This is a genomic window from uncultured Williamsia sp. (assembly GCF_947494875.1).
In the GTDB taxonomy this organism is placed as follows: Bacteria; Actinomycetota; Actinomycetes; order Mycobacteriales; family Mycobacteriaceae; genus Williamsia_A.
Genome location: NZ_CANLWM010000004.1, coordinates 302,761 through 319,490 on the forward strand (window position 1 = coordinate 302,761; position 16,730 = coordinate 319,490).

Annotated in this window: 20 protein-coding genes; 13 read left to right on the top strand and 7 right to left on the bottom strand. The window is 69.6% G+C overall.

Annotated features, from left to right (window positions below):
- Positions 1–103: 103 nt before the first annotated feature.
- The 3 genes from Q1A98_RS11800 to Q1A98_RS11810 all read right to left on the bottom strand — a co-directional run bounded on the left by Q1A98_RS11800 (position 104) and on the right by Q1A98_RS11810 (position 3,195).
- Positions 104–979: a hypothetical protein gene (locus Q1A98_RS11800; RefSeq protein WP_299573508.1), complete on the bottom strand. Its 876-nt coding sequence runs from the start codon at positions 977–979 to the stop codon at positions 104–106.
- Positions 980–1,219: 240 nt separating this feature from the next.
- Positions 1,220–2,692 carry a DHA2 family efflux MFS transporter permease subunit gene (locus Q1A98_RS11805; RefSeq protein ID WP_299573510.1) on the bottom strand — a complete coding sequence of 491 codons (1,473 nt, stop codon included), beginning with the start codon at positions 2,690–2,692 and terminating at the stop codon, positions 1,220–1,222.
- Complete coding sequence (locus tag Q1A98_RS11810) at positions 2,689–3,195, bottom strand: MarR family transcriptional regulator (protein ID WP_299573512.1); 507 nt, start codon at positions 3,193–3,195, stop codon at positions 2,689–2,691. The genes Q1A98_RS11805 and Q1A98_RS11810 overlap by 4 nt, the downstream gene beginning before the upstream one ends.
- 137 nt (positions 3,196–3,332) lie before the next feature.
- Here Q1A98_RS11810 and Q1A98_RS11815 point away from each other — a divergent pair, with 137 nt between their 5' ends.
- The 5 genes from Q1A98_RS11815 to Q1A98_RS11835 all read left to right on the top strand — a co-directional run bounded on the left by Q1A98_RS11815 (position 3,333) and on the right by Q1A98_RS11835 (position 6,937).
- Complete coding sequence (locus tag Q1A98_RS11815) at positions 3,333–3,821, top strand: glutathione peroxidase (RefSeq protein WP_299573515.1); 489 nt, start codon at positions 3,333–3,335, stop codon at positions 3,819–3,821.
- Positions 3,822–3,891: 70 nt separating this feature from the next.
- A complete protein-coding gene (locus tag Q1A98_RS11820; protein ID WP_299573517.1) occupies positions 3,892–4,599 on the top strand; it encodes a DUF2334 domain-containing protein in 708 nt (235 codons plus the stop codon).
- A 135-nt stretch (positions 4,600–4,734) separates the two neighbouring features.
- Positions 4,735–4,974, top strand: a complete 240-nt coding sequence (gene purS / locus Q1A98_RS11825; RefSeq protein ID WP_299573519.1) for a phosphoribosylformylglycinamidine synthase subunit PurS — start codon at positions 4,735–4,737, stop codon at positions 4,972–4,974.
- Positions 4,971–5,651: a phosphoribosylformylglycinamidine synthase subunit PurQ gene (gene purQ / locus Q1A98_RS11830; protein WP_299573522.1), complete on the top strand. Its 681-nt coding sequence runs from the start codon at positions 4,971–4,973 to the stop codon at positions 5,649–5,651. The genes purS and purQ overlap by 4 nt, the downstream gene beginning before the upstream one ends.
- 2 nt (positions 5,652–5,653) lie before the next feature.
- Entirely contained in the window at positions 5,654–6,937 is a 1,284-nt protein-coding gene (locus Q1A98_RS11835) for a M18 family aminopeptidase (RefSeq protein WP_299573525.1), read from the top strand.
- Between the two features lie 9 nt (positions 6,938–6,946).
- Here Q1A98_RS11835 and Q1A98_RS11840 read toward each other — a convergent pair whose 3' ends face one another.
- The gene (locus tag Q1A98_RS11840) at positions 6,947–7,501 is read right to left on the bottom strand and encodes a TetR/AcrR family transcriptional regulator (RefSeq protein WP_299573527.1); all 555 of its coding nucleotides are present in this window, start codon (positions 7,499–7,501) and stop codon (positions 6,947–6,949) included.
- 105 nt (positions 7,502–7,606) lie between these two features.
- Between Q1A98_RS11840 and Q1A98_RS11845 the strand changes: the two genes are divergently transcribed.
- The 5 genes from Q1A98_RS11845 to Q1A98_RS11865 all read left to right on the top strand — a co-directional run bounded on the left by Q1A98_RS11845 (position 7,607) and on the right by Q1A98_RS11865 (position 12,025).
- The gene (locus Q1A98_RS11845) at positions 7,607–8,068 is read left to right on the top strand and encodes an SCP2 sterol-binding domain-containing protein (RefSeq protein WP_299573530.1); all 462 of its coding nucleotides are present in this window, start codon (positions 7,607–7,609) and stop codon (positions 8,066–8,068) included.
- Between the two features lie 10 nt (positions 8,069–8,078).
- A complete protein-coding gene (locus Q1A98_RS11850) occupies positions 8,079–9,332 on the top strand; it encodes a cytochrome P450 (protein WP_299573533.1) in 1,254 nt (417 codons plus the stop codon).
- 178 nt (positions 9,333–9,510) lie between these two features.
- A complete protein-coding gene (locus Q1A98_RS11855; RefSeq protein WP_299573841.1) occupies positions 9,511–10,917 on the top strand; it encodes an aldehyde dehydrogenase family protein in 1,407 nt (468 codons plus the stop codon).
- A gap of 10 nt (positions 10,918–10,927) precedes the next feature.
- Entirely contained in the window at positions 10,928–11,116 is a 189-nt protein-coding gene (locus Q1A98_RS11860; RefSeq protein WP_299573536.1) for a ferredoxin, read from the top strand.
- A gap of 21 nt (positions 11,117–11,137) precedes the next feature.
- Positions 11,138–12,025 (top strand): alpha/beta hydrolase, encoded by an 888-nt coding sequence (locus tag Q1A98_RS11865; RefSeq protein WP_299573539.1) that lies wholly within the window; start codon positions 11,138–11,140, stop codon positions 12,023–12,025.
- Positions 12,026–12,198: 173 nt separating this feature from the next.
- On the opposite strand, the gene Q1A98_RS11870 is transcribed toward Q1A98_RS11865, so the two are convergent.
- The 3 genes from Q1A98_RS11870 to Q1A98_RS11880 form a co-directional block, all read right to left on the bottom strand.
- The gene (locus tag Q1A98_RS11870; protein ID WP_299573541.1) at positions 12,199–13,452 is read right to left on the bottom strand and encodes a VOC family protein; all 1,254 of its coding nucleotides are present in this window, start codon (positions 13,450–13,452) and stop codon (positions 12,199–12,201) included.
- The gene (locus Q1A98_RS11875; protein WP_299573844.1) at positions 13,449–13,943 is read right to left on the bottom strand and encodes a sigma-70 family RNA polymerase sigma factor; all 495 of its coding nucleotides are present in this window, start codon (positions 13,941–13,943) and stop codon (positions 13,449–13,451) included. Before Q1A98_RS11875 ends, Q1A98_RS11870 begins: the two co-directional genes overlap by 4 nt.
- Positions 13,944–14,041: 98 nt before the next feature.
- On the bottom strand, positions 14,042–14,452 hold the full coding sequence (locus Q1A98_RS11880) for a Rid family hydrolase (protein ID WP_299573543.1): 411 nt from the start codon (positions 14,450–14,452) through the stop codon (positions 14,042–14,044).
- Between the two features lie 79 nt (positions 14,453–14,531).
- Between Q1A98_RS11880 and Q1A98_RS11885 the strand changes: the two genes are divergently transcribed.
- The 3 genes from Q1A98_RS11885 (at position 14,532) to Q1A98_RS11895 (ending at position 16,730) form a co-directional block, all read left to right on the top strand.
- The gene (locus Q1A98_RS11885) at positions 14,532–14,900 is read left to right on the top strand and encodes a helix-turn-helix domain-containing protein (RefSeq protein ID WP_299573546.1); all 369 of its coding nucleotides are present in this window, start codon (positions 14,532–14,534) and stop codon (positions 14,898–14,900) included.
- Between the two features lie 82 nt (positions 14,901–14,982).
- A complete protein-coding gene (locus Q1A98_RS11890; protein WP_299573549.1) occupies positions 14,983–15,924 on the top strand; it encodes an alpha/beta fold hydrolase in 942 nt (313 codons plus the stop codon).
- A gap of 44 nt (positions 15,925–15,968) precedes the next feature.
- The gene (locus Q1A98_RS11895) at positions 15,969–16,730 is read left to right on the top strand and encodes a VOC family protein (protein WP_299573553.1); all 762 of its coding nucleotides are present in this window, start codon (positions 15,969–15,971) and stop codon (positions 16,728–16,730) included.

Here is a 16,730-nt window from a genome sequence, read left to right on the forward strand (position 1 = left end):
CCGACCCCCACTCACCTCGTCGAGTGGGCGCTCGGAGCCGTCGAGTGGGCGGCCGGAGCCGTCGAGTGGGCGCTTGGAGGCGTCGAGTGGGCGTTGGTACGCGTCACCGGTATCCCCGACGTTCCAGAGCTGATCTGATCTTCGCCATCTCGCCGTTCTCGTCCGCCGACAGAGCAGCTGCGACGGTTCGAAGCGGAATCCACCCTCGACGCATCACCCCACCGTCACGTCGGTGGTCATGCAGCTTCTGCTCCTCGCTCGAGTGGTACTCCACGCCGTCGTAATCGATACCGATCTTGTACCGCCTGTACCCGAGGTCGAAGCGAGCGATCAGGGCGCCGTTCTCGTCGAACACCTCGATCTGACTCTCCGGTCGCGGGAGGCCGTGGCGGTGCATGATCAGTCGCGTCCAACTCTCGCCTGGTGACTCGGCGAGCGGGTCGACGAGCGGGACGAGCTCTCGGAGCTGGCAGATCCCACGGGCGCGCGGGTGGTCCCGGGTATAGGCCCACAACGCGGCCAGGTCCAGCTCGGCGGACCGCGCGAGATCGTCGAGGTGGCCGAGCGCCAGCCAGTCTGGACGTCGTCGGCCGAGATCGTATGCGGTCCGGACCACGCTGGTGACGGGCATCCCCGCGATCTCGACGATGTCGTGGGCGGACAGTCGGTCCGTTCGGATGAAGCGAATCCCGCTCCTACGTCTGCCCTGGCCGCGGAGATCGCGGATCATCTCGACGTCTCCGTCCACATCGGGGTAGCGGACGCCGTGGAGGAACTGTGCACTCAGCCCCGCGACGACAGACCCGGACCCTGCGCTCATCCAGGCTGCTCGTATGCGGTCGGTTGTCGTCAGCGTCGTTCCCGAGTCGACGTAGACGCCTCGGTGCAGCCGCCGGAAGTCTCGTCGGACGTCGTCGTCGGCCCTGTCGGTGCGGACGATCTGGGGTCGCGACGACTGCGCCTCGGAGGGGTTGGTCACGTTCATGGGACGCGGCGAACGGCGATCCGGTTCCACTCGGCGTCCATCTGCCCAGTCGACCTCTCCAGCCGCCCACTCGACCTCTCCAGCCGCCCACTCGACGCCTCCGGCCGCCCACTCGACGCCTCCGGCCGCCCACTCGACGCCTCCAGCCGCCCACTCGACGGGTGGTGTGGGGGCTCGTGTCGACGACGAACGGCCCCCGGCTGATGCCGAGGGCCGTTCGTGGATCGTGCTGTGTCAGTGCATCATCACCGGGGCGGCGGGTTCGCCGTTCGGGGTGGCGACGGCGATCTTCTTGCGCGGCAGGAAGAACGCCGGGATCAGGCAGATCGCCACCAGCACCACCGCGACGATGAAGGTGTCGCCGAAGGCACCCGCTGCGGCCGACGGGGTCGGCTGTGCGAGCGAGGTCAGGTTGCTGGCGAGGATCACCGAGATGACGGCGGTGCCGATCGAGGCGGCGGTCTGCTGGACCACGTTCACCAGCGTGGAACCGTCGGCCACGTTCTCCGGCTTGAGCGTGGCGAGGGCGGCGGACATCATCGGCATCATCGTCATGCCCATGCCGAGACCCTGGACGAACAGCCCCGCGCCCAGCAGCCAGTACGAGGTGCCGGCACCCAGGAACATGAACACACCGAGGCCGACGGCGATGAGCACCAGGCCCGTCAGCACGAACTTGCCGGGACCGATCTTGTCGGTCATCCGCCCGGCGATCGGCATCGTGATCATCGCGCCGATGCCCTGCGGGGCGACCAGCAGACCGGCCATGAGCGTGGACTCACCGCGGACACCGATGAAGTACTGCGGGAACATCAGCGTCGCACCGAAGAACGCGATCAGGAACAGCGTGAACGTCACCATCGTGATGCTGAGCGTCCGGTTCTTGAAGAGCCGCAGATCGAGGAGCGGCTTCTTCCCGCGCAGTGCGTGTGCGATGAACGCCGCGATCAGGATCGCGCCGATCGCCATCGGGATCAGCACCTTGGCGGCGAGGAACGTGCCGGCCTCGTTCGACGACGAGACGCCGAACAGGAACACCGCGAGACCCGGTGACAGGAGCAGCAGTCCGACGAAGTCGAAGGCAGGCGACGACTTCTCCTCGCCACCGTCCAGGATGAACGCCGAGTACACGATGGCGAGGATGCCGATCGGCACGTTGATGAGGAAGATCCAGTGCCAGGAGACGTACTCGATGAGCACGCCACCGAGGATGGGGCCGGCGATCGGTCCCAGCAGCATCGGGATGCCGAGCACGGCCATGATCGAACCGACACGCTCCGGCCCCGCCGCGCGGGTCAGGATCATCATGCCGACGGGCATCAGCATGCCGCCGCCCGCGCCCTGCAGCATGCGGAAGGCGACCAGCGAACCGATGTTCCACGCGAAGGCGCAGAGCACGGAGCCGATCACGAACAGCACCAGCGACATCAGGTAGACGTTCTTCGTCCCGAACCGCGCCGTCGCCCAGCTGGAGAGCGGGATGACGGCGGCCAGGGCCAGGGTGTAGCCGGTCGCCGTCCATGCCGCGTTGGCCGCGGACGTGGAGAACACCTGCTGGAACGTGGTCTGCGCGACGGCCACGACGGTGGTGTCCAGGATGGACATGATCGCGCCCAGCACGACGACGGCCGCGATCTTCAGAGTGCGGGCGTCGAGGCCGGGCGCCGAGTCGGCGGCGGGCGTCGACGGGGCTTGGGTGGTTGTCATCGTGTCGCTTTCTGACGTCGGTGTGCGAACACCGGATCGGGATCGGCGAGATAGTCCCCGGTGACTATCGAGTGCAGGACCTGGTGGAGGTCGTCGCGCAGTGCAGCGGGCAGACGGTCCAGGAAATTCCGGAACTCGTCCTCCTTGCGGTCGAGATGTTCGGTGACGCGGTGATGACCCTCGTCCGTGAGCGTCACCCGCTTGACCCGGCGGTCCGCGGGGTCCTCACGACGGTCGACCAATCCGAGGCCGACCAGCTTGTCGACGTTGCGGCCCGTCGCGGCGAGCGAGAGGTGCAGGACCTCGCTGAGCTCGTTGAGCGAGAGCGCCCGTGCCCGACCCGCCAGCACCATCAACGTCCGGAAATGGGCGAAGGAGATGTCGCTGGTGGCGAGCCCGTCGATCGCGTCGACCTCGGCGGTCGTGAGGAGACGGCTGAGGAACTCGGTGAGCACGTCGAACGTCGCCTCGGTCGTCACCTCGTCCACGGTCTGTTCACGCACCGAGAAAAGGTAACTCGCGCGCAACTATCGACGCCACCGCAAGTGACTGTGCCGTCGGTCACGCATCCGAGCCGGTGAGATCGCGGTCACCGCAGCGGCACTGTTCACCCGCCGTATGCGTGGTTACGCTCGTCGCCATGACCGGCATCAACGACATCCCCGTGACGACCCTGCGCGGCGAGGAGGCCAGCCTCGGGCAGTTCGACGGCCCAGTCCTCGTCGTCAACGTGGCGAGCAAGTGTGGCCTCACGCCGCAGTACACGGCGCTGGAGAAGATCGCCGAGGACTACCGCGACCGTGGACTCACGGTCGTCGGCGTCCCGTGCAACCAGTTCATGGGTCAGGAGCCGGGCACGGCCGAGGAGATCGAGACCTTCTGTTCGACGACCTACGGCGTCACCTTCCCGCTGATGGAGAAGACCGAGGTCAACGGCGAGAACCGTCACCCCCTCTACGCCGAGCTGACCAAGACCCCCGACGCCGACGGCGAGGCCGGTGACGTGCAGTGGAACTTCGAGAAGTTCCTCGTCGACGCCGACGGCGCCGTCGTCCGCCGCTTCCGCCCGCGGACCGAGCCGGATGCACCCGAGGTCATCGAGGCGATCGAGGGAGTCCTCACCCACTGACGCACGCAGTTCGACCCGCGTACACGTCGTCGCCACCGTCGCCTCACCTGCAGCGATCACACTCGATGGCATGGCTGGTCGACTGTATGTCTCCATCTCGGGGATTCGCGCCGAGACCCTCGACGACGTGCGCGCCCTCGCCGACGACCTCGCCGTCCATGACGTCCCCGTCTCGCTGCTGGTGTCTCCGCGCCTGAAGCACGGGTATCGGCTGCACGAGGACCCGGAGACCGTCGACTGGCTGCGGGAGCGCCGGTCCGGTGCCGACGCGGTGGTCCTCCACGGCTACGACCAGGCACCGACGAAGCGTCGGCGGGCGGAGTTCGCGGTCATCGACGCGCACGAAGCAGCACTCCGACTGGCCGCGGCGGACCGCGTGCTCGAGACGTGCGGCCTGCGCACACGGCTGTTCGCCGCGCCACGCTGGACCTCGTCCCCGGGTGCGCTGGCGGCATTGCCCCGCGCCGGCTTCCGGGTGAACCTCGGTTTCACCGGCTGGGACGACCTGACGACCGGCTCCACCACCCGCGCCCGGGTGCTCGGATTCGGGGACGGGTTCCGCGTCGACCCCTGGTGGTGCCGCATGGTGGTCGCGGCGACCAACCGCACCGCTCGCCGCGGCGGTCACGTCCGACTCTCGATCGCCGGCAAGCACCTCGCGACGCCCCTGGCCCGGCAGACCCTGCTCGACTGCGTCGGCCTCACCCGCCACCACGCGCTGACGCCGGCCACGTATCGCGAGCTGACCCCGAGCCGCGCAGGTCACACCGCCGCCTGAGCCCACGGCCGCGGCGCGGGTCGAGACCCGTCGGCCGGTAGAGTGACCGCTGATCCCCGGCGGGCCACGACGTGCGACGACGCCGTCCGGCGACCTCCGGGACCACGAGTGACAGCGACGAACGGGAGTGTGTCCATGGCGCGTGTTGTGGTCGACGTGATGCCCAAGGCGGAGATCCTCGACCCGCAGGGGCAGGCGATCGTCGGGGCGCTGGGCCGCCTCGGGTTCTCCGGGATCGCCGACGTGCGGCAGGGCAAGCGTTTCGAACTCGACCTCGACGGCGACGTCGACGACGTGACCCTGGAGCGCATCGCCGCGGAGTTGTTGGCCAACACCGTCATCGAGGAATTCACCGTCAGCCGGGTCGACTCGTGACCGCCCGCGTCGGTGTCATCACCTTCCCCGGCACACTCGACGACGTCGACGCCACCCGGGCGGTCCGCCTCGCAGGAGCCGAGCCGGTCGAGCTGTGGCACGCCGACGCGGACCTGCAGGGTGTCGACGCCGTGATCGTCCCCGGTGGCTTCTCCTACGGCGACTACCTGCGGGCCGGGGCCATCGCGCGGTTCGCGCCGATGATGGGCGCCGTCGTGCAGGCGGCCACCCGCGGGACCCCGATCCTGGGGATCTGCAACGGATTCCAGGTCCTCTGCGAGGCCGGGTTGCTGCCGGGTGCGCTCACCCGCAACGTGGGTCTGCACTTCGTCTGCCGTGACCAGTGGCTCGAGGTGGTCGCCACGGACACCGCGTGGAGCAGCCGGTTCGAGCCCGGCGCGGAGATCCTCATCCCGCTGAAGTCCGGCGAGGGCCGCTACGTCGCCTCCGACGAGGTGCTCGCCGAGCTCGAGGGCGAGGGACGCGTCGTGTTCCGCTACGCCGGTGACAACCCGAACGGGTCGCTCAACGCGATCGCAGGGATCGCCAGTGCGGACAAGCGGATCGTCGGTCTCATGCCGCATCCCGAGCACGCGACCGAGCCGCTCACCGGTCCCAGCGACGACGGTCTCGGGCTCTTCTACTCCGCGCTCGACGCCGTCCTCGCCACCGCCTGACCATGATCACCAGCACAGCCGACGCGACCGGGCTCTGTCGGTTCGTCGACGCGTCGCCGTCGCCGTTCCACGTCTGCGCGACCGTGGCCGACACGCTGCGCGCGGCGGGCTGGACCGAGCTGCGCGAGACCGACGGATGGGCGAACGCGGGACTCGCGTCCGAGGGCAGGTTCTTCGTCGTCCGGGGCGGATCGGTGATCGCTTGGGACGCAAGGGGAGTGGATTCCTCGCTCTTCCGCATCGTGGGCGGCCACACCGACAGTCCCAACCTGCGGGTGAAGCAGCACCCCGAGTACATCTCGGCCGGGCTGGCGATGGTCGGCCTCGAGCCGTACGGCGGAGCGTGGCTGAACTCCTGGCTGGATCGCGACCTCGGGGTGTCCGGGCGTCTGGCCCTGCGGGGTGAGGGCGGTGTCCGTCAGGTCCTGGTGCGAATCGACGACCCGATTCTGCGGGTGCCGCAGCTGGCGATCCATCTGTCCGAGGACCGCAAGGGCGTGTCCCTCGACCCGCAGCGACACGTCAACGCGCTCTGGGGCGTTCCCGGTGGGATCGGCTTCCTCGACGCCGTCGCCGAGCGCGCCGGAGTCGCGGCCGACGACGTCGTCGGCTGGGAACTGATGACCCACGACCTCGCGCCGAGCGCGGTGGTCGGGGCTGCCGGCGACCTGGTGAGCGCTCCGCGTCTGGACAACCAGGGGACCTGTTACGCGGGTCTGCGGGCGTTGCTCGACGCGGTCGATCGCCCCTCGGACGCCATCCGGGTGCTGGCCCTCTTCGACCACGAGGAGGTCGGCAGCAACTCGGATCGTGGTGCGGCATCGGACTTCCTCATCACCGTGCTCGAGCGGATCGTCCTGGCGCGAGGTGGCGATCGCGACGCGTTCCTCGCCACGATGGCCGGAAGCGTCTGTGCCTCCGGTGACATGGCGCACGCCACGCATCCGAACTATCCCGAGCGTCACGAGCCGTCGCACACCATCGCGGTCAACGGTGGCCCGGTGCTCAAGGTGAACCAGAACCTCCGCTACGCGAGCGACGCGACCGGGGAGGCCGTCTTCGCGATGGCATGCGCCGACGCCGGGGTGCCGCTCCAGCGGTACGTCCACCGGGCCGATCTGCCCTGCGGGTCGACCATCGGACCCATCACCGCGACACGGACCGGACTGTCCACCGTGGACGTCGGGGCCCCGCAGCTGGCCATGCACAGCGCTCGTGAGGTGATGGGCGCCTCCGACGTGGCGAGCTATTCCGCTGCGCTGCAAGCGTTCCTGGCTCCGGCCTGACGCGGCGCTCTACGACGGTGCGTCGGTCTGGCCGATGAGGAATCTCTCCGCCTGGGTGAACAGCCAGGCGAGGGCCTCGGGATCGTCGGGGAGCGTGATCTGCTCGTAGCCGGCAAGCAGGTACATCGCCCACTTGGCGAAGAGCTCCGCACCCCGGCGGTCGCCCATGATGGCCTCGGCCGACTCGACGAGCACCTCGTACCGCGCCGCGTCGACCCGCTGTTGGACCTCCCGCACATCCGGGTCGAGGCTGCTCCAGGTCCGGATGGCCGCCTCCGCGTGGTACGGCAACGACAGCGCGATCCCGCGCAGGATGTCGATGCGTCGACGGGGGTCGGCCTCGGCGCGGACGTGGCGGATCAGCGCGGTGTTGCTCTCGCTCTCCCAGTGGCCGATGAGCTCGGTCGTGTACGTGCCCCAGTTCGCGAAGAAGTGATAGAAGGACCCCGACGTCACCCCGAGCCGGCGACACACCTCGGCCAGCTTGAGGCCGCCATACCCGAGATCGGCCAGAACCGACAAGCCCGTCTCGAGGTAGGCGTGTCGCGTCGTCGTCGCCGGCATGTGCCCAGCCTAGAGGGCTGCCGTGCGGGCGAACGGAAGGTCGGGACGGGATGTCGATCAGGGCACGGGAGCCATAACATGACTTATGTTACTGTGATCCACGTCATGATCGACGAGGTTCGTGACCAGGAGGAGGCATCGGTGGCGACCACGGACACGGCAGGTTTCGCGACGGCAGAGGAGGTCCGGCGCTACATCGGCGGGATCTTCGAGGCGGCGTTCGCCGACCCCGAGTTGGGGCCCAGGCTGGCGGCGGTGGGGATCGTGCTCGCCGTCGAGTGCACCGAGCCCGACGCGCGGCTCGTCATCGACACCGGCTCGGGCACCGTGCACGACGACGGTCCCGACGCCCCCGTGGCCACCGCGACCATGGCGATGTCGTCGGCGGTCAGCAACGCCTACTGGCAGGGAAAGGTCAACCTGCCGATGGCCATGGCGCGCAAACGCATCACCGTCTCGGGTGAGATCGGCGCGCTGCTCAAGCTGGCGCCGCTGTCGAAGAAGTTGTTCCCCGTCTACGTCGAGCGCCTACGCGCCGACGGCCGCGACGACCTCGTCGTCGCCTGAGGAGGCCGACATGACCGCACCGTCCGTCGACCGGACCTTCCATCCGGATTCCATCTCGCCGCTGTCGTTCTGGGCCGCGTCGGCCGACGAGCGGGAGGCCACCTTCGCCCGCCTGCGCGCCGAGGCGCCCGTCAGTTGGCACCCGCCCGTCGAGGGTGGGCTGATGCTGCCCGAGCAGCCCGGCGTGTGGGCCGTGGCCCGTCACGCCGACATCACCTACGTGAGCAAGCATCCCGAGCTGTTCACATCCGGTCAGGGCGTCATGATCGAGGAGGTGCCCGAGGACATGCTCGAGGCCGCCATGTCGTTCCTCGCCATGGACGGCAAGCGGCACACCTCGTTGCGCCGACTCGTCAGCGCCGCGTTCACGCCGCGCCGGATCGCGGCGATCGCCGAGCAGATCCACCGTCAGGCCGTGTCGATCGTCGACGACCTGCTCGAGAACCCCGAGGGCGACTTCGTCTCCGCGGTCAGCAAGCGCCTGCCCATGTGGACCATCTACGAGATGATGGGGCTCCCGCTCGAGCAGCGGGAGATCGGCGCCCACCACGCCGACGGGATGGTGTCCTGGAACGACCCCGACGTCGCCGACGGGCGGGAGCCCGGCGAGATCCTCGCCGAGTCGCTCGTCGCCCTGCTGGGGCTCGCGCTCGATCTCGCCGACGCGCGGCGATCGCACCCCGAGGACGACCTGATGACCGCGCTGGTGCAGGCCGAGGTGGACGGCGAACAGCTCACCGACGACGAGATCGCCGCGTTCTTCGTTCTGCTCTCGGTGGCCGGCAACGACACCACCCGCAACACCATCAGCCTCACCGCGAAGGCGTTGCAAGACAACCCCGATCAGCGACAGCTGCTCGTCGACGACCTCGACGGCGTGATGCCGACGGCGGTCGAGGAGTTCGTCCGCTTCGCGACACCGGTGATGACGTTCCGCCGGACAGCGCTCGCCGACACCGAACTCGCCGGACAGCAGATCCGCGCGGGGGAGTGGGTGCTGCTGCTCTATCCGTCGGGCAACCGCGACGAGACCGTGTTCGACGACCCGCACCGCTTCGACCTGACCCGCTCGCCGAACCCGCACCTCGGTTTCGGAGGCGGCGGCCCGCACTACTGCATGGGCGCGTTCCTGGCGAAGACGCAGTTGCGGGAGTTGTTCGGACAGTTGATCACCCGTGCGCCGGGTCTGCGCCTCGGCGAGCCCGAACCGCTCGTCGGGAACTTCGTCCACGCCGTCCGTGCGATGCCCTACAGCCTTCGCTGACGTCGACGACCGTCGAGACCAGGAGCCTCCCGCCGTGCTGCCCGGTCCTATGGAGACGCCGATTCTGCCCGACTGCGAGGTGTCGATGGGCGAGGATGTGGTGGACGGGGTCGAAGCCCTGATGGGTCGTCACGCGCAACCCGAGAACATCGCCGACGCCCGAGAGAGAAGGAACACCATGGCTGCACCCACCACCGACGCGACCGCGATCGAGGGCGATCGCGTCGACCCGAGCCTGCTCGCCGAGCTGCGGCGGTATCACGCGACCGGCGTGACCCGCGACATCACCTGGCGGACCGGGCAGCTCACTGCCCTCGAGCGGATGCTCGACGAGTGCGAGGACGAGATCGTCGCCGCACTCGACGCCGACCTCGGGCGTGCCGGTTTCGACGCCTGGCTGGGTGACGTCGCATCGACGAAGGGTGAGTCGGCCTTCGCCCGCAAGAACCTCAAGAAGTGGATGAGGCGGCAGAAGCAGTCGATGCCGCTCGCGCAGCTGCCTGCACGCGGCTGGGTCCAGTACGAGCCGCTGGGCGTCGTCCTCGTCATCGGCCCCTGGAACTACCCGGTCTACCTCACGCTCGGGCCGCTGGTCGCGGCGATCGCCGCCGGCAACTGCGCCGTGCTCAAGCCCTCGGAGATGGCGCCCGCCTCGTCGGCGCTGCTGGCGCGTCTCGTCCCGCGGTACCTCGACGCGCAGGCGTTCCGCGTGGTGGAGGGTGCTGCCCAGGTCACCCAGGACCTCTTGGCGCTCGGCTTCGACCACGCCGTCTTCACCGGAGGCACAGAGGTGGGCCGCAAGATCATGGCCGCGGCCGCCCCGACGCTCACCCCGGTGACACTGGAGCTCGGCGGGAAGAGCCCGGTGTATGTCGCGGCCGACGCCGATCTCGACGTCGCCGCGCGCCGGATCGCCTGGACGAAGTTGCTGAACTCGGGCCAGACCTGCATCGCGCCGGACTACGTCCTGGCCGACCCCTCGGTGGTCGACACCCTGGTCGCGAAGATCGGCGAGACGATCGCGCAGTTCCGGGCCGACAAGACCGAGCCGACGGTTCCGATCGTCAACGAGCGACAGTTCGAGCGGCTGGCGTCCTACCTCGACGCGACCACCGGGCGTGTCGTGCTCGGTGGCGGCGTCGACCGTGGGGCGGTGCGGATCGAACCGACGATCGTGCTCGACCCCGACCCCGGTGACGCGCTGATGGAGAACGAGATCTTCGGTCCGATCCTCCCGGTGATCACGATCGACTCGCCCGACGCCGCCATCGCGTTCGTCAACGGGCGACCCAAGCCGCTCGCGAGCTACGTGTTCACGTCGTCGAAGGCGCTGGCGCAGCGCATGATCGACTCGATCCCGTCCGGCGGGGCGGTGGTGAACCACATCGCCATGCACTGCCTCATCCCGCAGCTGCCGTTCGGCGGCGTCGGGGCCAGCGGCATGGGTGCCTACCACGGCAAGTGGGGCTTCGAGGCGCTCAGTCACCGCAAGGCGGTGCTGGCCAAGCCGGCGAAACCCGATCTGTCGCTGATCTATCCGCCGTACAGCGACCGCGCCGTCAAACTGCTGCGCAGGATGCTCTGAGAGAGGCGACATGCGGGTGACGGTCGACCGCGACGTGTGCTGCGCGTCGGGGAACTGCGAGATGGCGGCGCCGACCGTCTTCGAGCTCGCCGACTCCGGCGAGGTGCAGGTCGACGACTCAGCCGTCGACGCGAACATGGACACGGTGCGTCGCGCGATCAGCGAGTGCCCGACGCAGGCGATCTCGCTGCACGAGTAGTCCGTCCGGCATCATCGGGGCATGGAGTCCTCGACGGTGCGTGCCGGTGTCCTCGACGTCGCGGTGGAACGCCACGGTGACCGCGGTGGACGCAGCGTCGTCCTCCTGCACGGGTTCCCCTACAGTCCCCGGGGATACGACGACGTCGTCCGGTTGCTCGTCGACACCGGACACGACGTCGTCGTCCCCTACCTGCGCGGCTACGGCGGCACGCGATTCGTCGACGACGTGACGCTGCGATCGGGACAGCAGGCCGCGCTCGGTCACGACCTGCGGGCTGTGATCGAGGCGCTCGATCTCGACCGTCCGGTCGTCGTCGGCTACGACTGGGGTGGGCGCGCGGCGTGTGTGGTCGCCGCGCTCTGGCCGGATCTCGTCTCCGGGTTGGTGAGCGTGTCCGGGTACCTGATCCAGGACATCGCCTCGGCGGCAACCACTCCCGTCCCGCCCCGGCTCGAGAAGCGGTACTGGTACCAGTGGTATCTGCACTCCGAGCGGGGCCGCGCTGGTCTCGCGGAGCATCGGGAGGAGTTCGCGCAGATCCTCTGGACGGAGTGGTCGCCGACGTGGCGCTTCGGCGACTCGGAGTTCGCGGCGAGCGTCGCCGCCTTGGACAACCCCGACTTCGTGGACGTGTCCGTCCACTCGTATCGACACCGCTACGGACTCGTCGACGGTGACCCGGCCTACGAGGACACCGAACGTGCCCTCGCCGAGGCGCCGGTGATCACGGTGCCGACGGTCGTGGTCGACCCCACCGAGGACACGGTCGCCGCGCTCTACGGCCGCCCCGACCACGACGCCCACTTCACCGACCTCGTCGCGGTGCGGGATCTCGCCTGCGGTCACAACCCGCCCCAGGAACTCCCCGGTCAGTTCGCCGACGCGATCCGCATCCTCACCGCCTGACCCCAACTCCCCGAGCGTGCACCAGATCCCCGCGAGCGTGCGCTCCATCTCGCCGAGCGTGCAGTCGATGCGATCGATCGTGCGTCGCCACCCACTCGACGGGATCTGATGCACGGTCGACGGGATCTACCGCACGGTGGGCGGGATCTGGTGCACGCTCGGGGAGGTTCGGTTCAGTACTGGGCGAGCCAGAAGCGGATGCCCTGGTCGTCGACGCACTCGGCGGTGGTCGCATAGGGCTGCCGGGACACGGGGTCCGTCACCCGACCGCCCGCCGCGACGACCCGCTCGACCGCGGCCTCGATGTCGTCGACAGCCCACATCGCCACGGCCTCGGAGGTGTCGGCGCCACCGCCGATGCCGATCTGCGGTCGGCTGTCGTCCACCTCCCACCCGTCGTCGATGCGACCGGGCGTGAACTGCCACCCGAGGACCTGTCCGTAGAAGTCGCGGTACGTCGCACTGTCGGGTGTGTGGACCGTCAGGTACGTGAGCTCTCCGTGTCCGGACGGGTGCAGCTCGCCGCGCCGCTCCGACGGATCGGCGACGGTGACCGCGAACTCGACTCCCTGCGCGTCGACGAGGTCGACCGCACCGTGCCGTGCCCCGGTGTTCTGCGGCACCCGACCACCGGCATCGATCGTCGCGCGGCGGGCGTCGTCGCGGTCGTCGACGGCGTACACCGCGAAGATCGTCCGACGGTCCGGCGACTCCGAGATGCCCAGCCGGTGCGACAGGTTGGTCACCTGGCCGTCCTCGACCACCCAGCCCAGCACCGACGAGTAGAACGCGGCCGCCCGGCCCGCGTCGGGGCACCACAGCGACAGGTACACGACGTCACCGGGTCGAACATGCTCGGTTGCAGACGCTCCCGTCGGCGGCGGTGCGGACAGCATCCAGCGGTGACCGAACGGGTCGATGACGACACCGGTGCGTGATCCGTGGGCGTCGTAGGGCTCGCGCTGCACGGTGGCGCCGCCGGCAGCGGCTGCGGCGACGGCGGCGTCGGCGTCGTCGACGGCGAGCATCAGGCTCACCGACACGGCGCCGGGAGCGGGTGCGGCCAGACCGATCTCGTCGAACGCCTCGGCGAGGTACACCGCACCGCCGCCCAGCTCGAGTTCGGCGTGACCGACCCGACCGTCGGGCATGGTGATCGGGGTGCCGCGCAGGCGTGCCCCGAGGTGCTCGACGTACCAGTCGATCGCGGCGTCGGCGCCGACGACGGCGAGATAGGGCAGGGCGCCGGGTCGTTCCACCGCGGGGGTGGGCGCCGCGGGGGGGCCGAGGGTGACGGTCATGTCGACTCCTTCCGGGAGGTCGACGCCGCGCCGCAGCCGGTGACGAAGCTGCTCGGTGAACGTGGCGTCGGGGGTGATGGGCTGATCGTCTGCGCGCAGGACGGTCAGCGGATCGGGGGTGCTCATCGCCGACCTCCTCTCGCGGGGCTCGGTTGTTTCTCGTGCGGATACCGGGACCGGAACTCGTGCTTGGCCCGGGTCAGCAACGACTCGGTCGCGGCGACACTGCGCCCCAACGCCTCGGCGCACTGCGCGACCGTGCAGTCGTCGACATAGCGCAGCGTCAGGACGGCGCGGTGCAGTGGCGTGCACCGCGCGAGGGTGTACTCCGCGACGAGCCGGTCGAGCTCGACGTCCCAGTCGTCGCGCCCCGGATCCGGGGTGTGCTCGACCGGTTCCGGCGTCCGCGCCTGACGCCGCCAGTGGTCGGCCAGCTTGTGGCGGGCCACGCCGATGAGCCACGCGACGGTCGGCGTGGGCGGATCGGGTCGCCGCATGGTGTCCATCGCGGCGAGGAACGTCTCGGACGTGACGTCCTCGGCGACAGCGCGATCACCGCAGCGGCGCACCACGTAGCCGTAGACGGCGGGAAGGGCCTCGTCGTACACAGCCAGCACCGCCTCGGGACCGGGTCCATCGCTCACGACCACATCGTCGTCGCCGGACACGCTTTTCCGTCGGTCGACAGTGGAACTCCTCGGAGTGGGGTGACGCGTCAGTCGGCGACGGCCGTCGCCTCGACCTCGACCAGCACGCCGGGCTCGAACAGCACCGACACCCCGATGAGCGACGCGGGCGGAATGGGTGACGGCAGGTCGATCTCCGCGGCCACATCGGCGATCCCAGCCATGAAGGCGTCCATTCGGTCCGCCGTCCAGTCGACGACGTAGAAGGTCAGGCGGACGACGTCGGCGAAGGAGGCGCCGGCGTCGCGCAACCCGGCGTGGACGTTGCGCAGGGCCTGGGCGACCTGCGCGGTGAGGTCGTCGGGTGCCATCGGCGTCCCGGCGCCCGATCGGCCGATCTGCCCGGCGACGTGGATGTGCCGGGAACCCGTCCCCACTGCCACGTGGTGGTAGGGAACGGGGTGCGCCAGGTCGTCGGGGCTCGAGTACGTCGCGGTCATGTCCATCTCCTCGGGGTGCGGAATGCGGTATCCCTGTGATACTTGGTTGCCCCAGGACACTTCAACGAGACCAGGTTTCATGCCGGATACCGCCGATCACGACCCTCTCACCATCAGCGCACCGCACCGAGAGTTGCTCGATCACGTGCTCGACAAGTGGTCGCTGCACGTCCTGGACGTGCTCTGTGAACGACCCAGTCGGTTCAACGACCTGCGCCGCGCCATCCCCGACGTGACCCAGAAGTCACTGACCGGGACCCTGCGCCGACTCGAACGCAACGGGATCGTCGAGCGTGTGCTCCTCAGTTCGCGGCCGGTCGCCGTCGAGTACCGGATCACGCCGCTGGGCAAGACGCTGAGACATCCGGTGGACGTCCTCCTCGAGTGGGCCGACGCCCACATGGAGGAGATCGACCGCGCTCGTCGACGATTCGACGCCGCGACCTGACGTTCGTGTGACCATGGGATCCGTGGGTCACGCCGCACCGCGGGCGATGTGTGCACCGCGCCATGACGGAAAGAGGACTGCCGTGCACGCTCGTCTCGCCCACCGGCTGATCGTCGTGGTCTGCGCCCTGGTGGCGGCGGTCGCCGTCGCCGGACCCGCCTCGGCGCGGACCCCGCTGCCGGTGCCCTACGACTTCTTCGCCGGGGCCCGCGCGGAGCTGGCGCACCCGGGCGGATCCGCGCCGGGCAGCAACGACTTCTCCTGCCGCCCGACCGCCGCGCATCCCGACCCGGTGGTCCTCGTCCACGGCACCGGCGGCAACCGGCAGACCAACTGGGCGACCGTCGCCCCGGCGCTGGCGAACGCCGGGTACTGCGTCTTCGCCCTCACCTACGGCATCCTCCCGGGTTCGCCGTACCCGATCTCGGGACTCGGCGGCCTGATCAGCATGGTCGACAGCTCACGCCAGCTCGGCGCCTTCGTCGATCGGGTGCGCGCGGCGACCGGCGCCGCGAAGGTCGACATCGTCGGCCACTCGGAAGGCACCCTGATGCCGCAGTACTGGGTGCGCTACCGCGGCGGTGCGGCCGTCGTCGACAAGTACGTCTCGTTGGCGCCGTACTGGAAGGGCCAGAACTCGTCGGGATGTGACGACGCGGTCGCGGCGATCCGCGCGGTCGGTCTCCCGGCGAGCGTCTGGCCGTACCCCGAGTGCAACGAGGAGGACTACGGCTCGTCGTTCATGCGCGCGATCAACGCCGGCGGCAGCCCCTACTCACCGGGCATCGACTACACGAACGTGCTCACCCGGTACGACGGCATCGTCGAGCCGTGGACCGACGGCCTCGTCCCGGGTCCGCGCACCCGCAACATCGTCGTGCAGGACACCTGCGCGGCCGATCACTCCGACCACCTGTCGCTGGTGGCGTCGCCGAGGACGGTCGCGATCGTGCGGAACGCGCTCGATCCGGCGCACCCGGTGCCCGTGCCGTGTGTGCCCGTCGCCCCGGGGCTACCGGGTTGATCCGTCGCCGATGAGTTCCGGGCCCGGCACGGGTCAGTACCGACATGGCCACCGGAACCGTGTTCAGCGCCCTGCTCTCCAGCGACGACCCCGCCCGTCTGTGTGACTGGTACGCGGCGGTGTTCGACGCGTCCGTCGAGCAGGTGGGGAACGGCAGCGGGTACCAGGTCGTCGACCTCGACGGCTTCTACCTCATGATCGACTCCCGCGACGACGTCTCCGGCCGGGCGCAGGAACCCGCGCGGGTGATCCTGAACGTGGAGGTCGACGACGTGCCCGCGACCGCCGCGCGGGTCGACGCGCAGGGACTCGGCTGGCATGCACCGGCCGAGGAGCGGGGCGGGAACATGTTCGCGACGGCGATCGACCCCGACGGCAACCTCGTCCAGATCATCCGTCTGTCCGACGCGATGGAACAGGAGGCCATGCAGGCGTCGATGACGCCGTTCAGCGGGTTCGCCGTCCGCGACGTCGACGCGGCGGCCGACTTCTACTCGCGCGTCCTCGGGGTGCGCGCCGACCGCAACGAGATGGGCCTGCTGACACTGCACCTCGACCGCCGGACACGGGTGATCGTGTACCCCAAGCCGGATCACGAACCCGCCGGCTTCACCGTCCTGAACCTCCCCGTCGCCGACATCGATGTCGCTGTCGCGGATCTGGCGGCGAAGGGCGTCGAGCTGCTCCGGTACGACGGGATGCCGTGCGACGAGAAGGGCATCATGCGCGGGCGCTCCGCGGGCATGGGCCCCGACATCGCCTGGTTCACCGACCCGTCGGGCAACGTGCTGTCGGTGCTGCACTGA

Bases quoted from the DNA above. Each gene is read 5' to 3' on its own strand.
- Q1A98_RS11805 (WP_299573510.1), bottom strand. From the start codon at position 2,692: ATGACAACCACCCAAGCCCCGTCGACGCCCGCCGCCGACTCGGCGCCC.
- Q1A98_RS11815 (WP_299573515.1), top strand. From the start codon at position 3,333: ATGACCGGCATCAACGACATCCCCGTGACGACCCTGCGCGGCGAGGAG.
- Q1A98_RS11820 (WP_299573517.1), top strand. From the start codon at position 3,892: ATGGCTGGTCGACTGTATGTCTCCATCTCGGGGATTCGCGCCGAGACC.
- purS (WP_299573519.1), top strand. From the start codon at position 4,735: ATGGCGCGTGTTGTGGTCGACGTGATGCCCAAGGCGGAGATCCTCGAC.
- Q1A98_RS11835 (WP_299573525.1), top strand. From the start codon at position 5,654: ATGATCACCAGCACAGCCGACGCGACCGGGCTCTGTCGGTTCGTCGAC.
- Q1A98_RS11840 (WP_299573527.1), bottom strand. From the start codon at position 7,501: ATGCCGGCGACGACGACGCGACACGCCTACCTCGAGACGGGCTTGTCG.
- Q1A98_RS11845 (WP_299573530.1), top strand. From the start codon at position 7,607: ATGATCGACGAGGTTCGTGACCAGGAGGAGGCATCGGTGGCGACCACG.
- Q1A98_RS11850 (WP_299573533.1), top strand. From the start codon at position 8,079: ATGACCGCACCGTCCGTCGACCGGACCTTCCATCCGGATTCCATCTCG.
- Q1A98_RS11855 (WP_299573841.1), top strand. From the start codon at position 9,511: ATGGCTGCACCCACCACCGACGCGACCGCGATCGAGGGCGATCGCGTC.
- Q1A98_RS11860 (WP_299573536.1), top strand. From the start codon at position 10,928: ATGCGGGTGACGGTCGACCGCGACGTGTGCTGCGCGTCGGGGAACTGC.
- Q1A98_RS11865 (WP_299573539.1), top strand. From the start codon at position 11,138: ATGGAGTCCTCGACGGTGCGTGCCGGTGTCCTCGACGTCGCGGTGGAA.
- Q1A98_RS11870 (WP_299573541.1), bottom strand. From the start codon at position 13,452: ATGAGCACCCCCGATCCGCTGACCGTCCTGCGCGCAGACGATCAGCCC.
- Q1A98_RS11880 (WP_299573543.1), bottom strand. From the start codon at position 14,452: ATGACCGCGACGTACTCGAGCCCCGACGACCTGGCGCACCCCGTTCCC.
- Q1A98_RS11885 (WP_299573546.1), top strand. From the start codon at position 14,532: ATGCCGGATACCGCCGATCACGACCCTCTCACCATCAGCGCACCGCAC.
- Q1A98_RS11895 (WP_299573553.1), top strand. From the start codon at position 15,969: ATGGCCACCGGAACCGTGTTCAGCGCCCTGCTCTCCAGCGACGACCCC.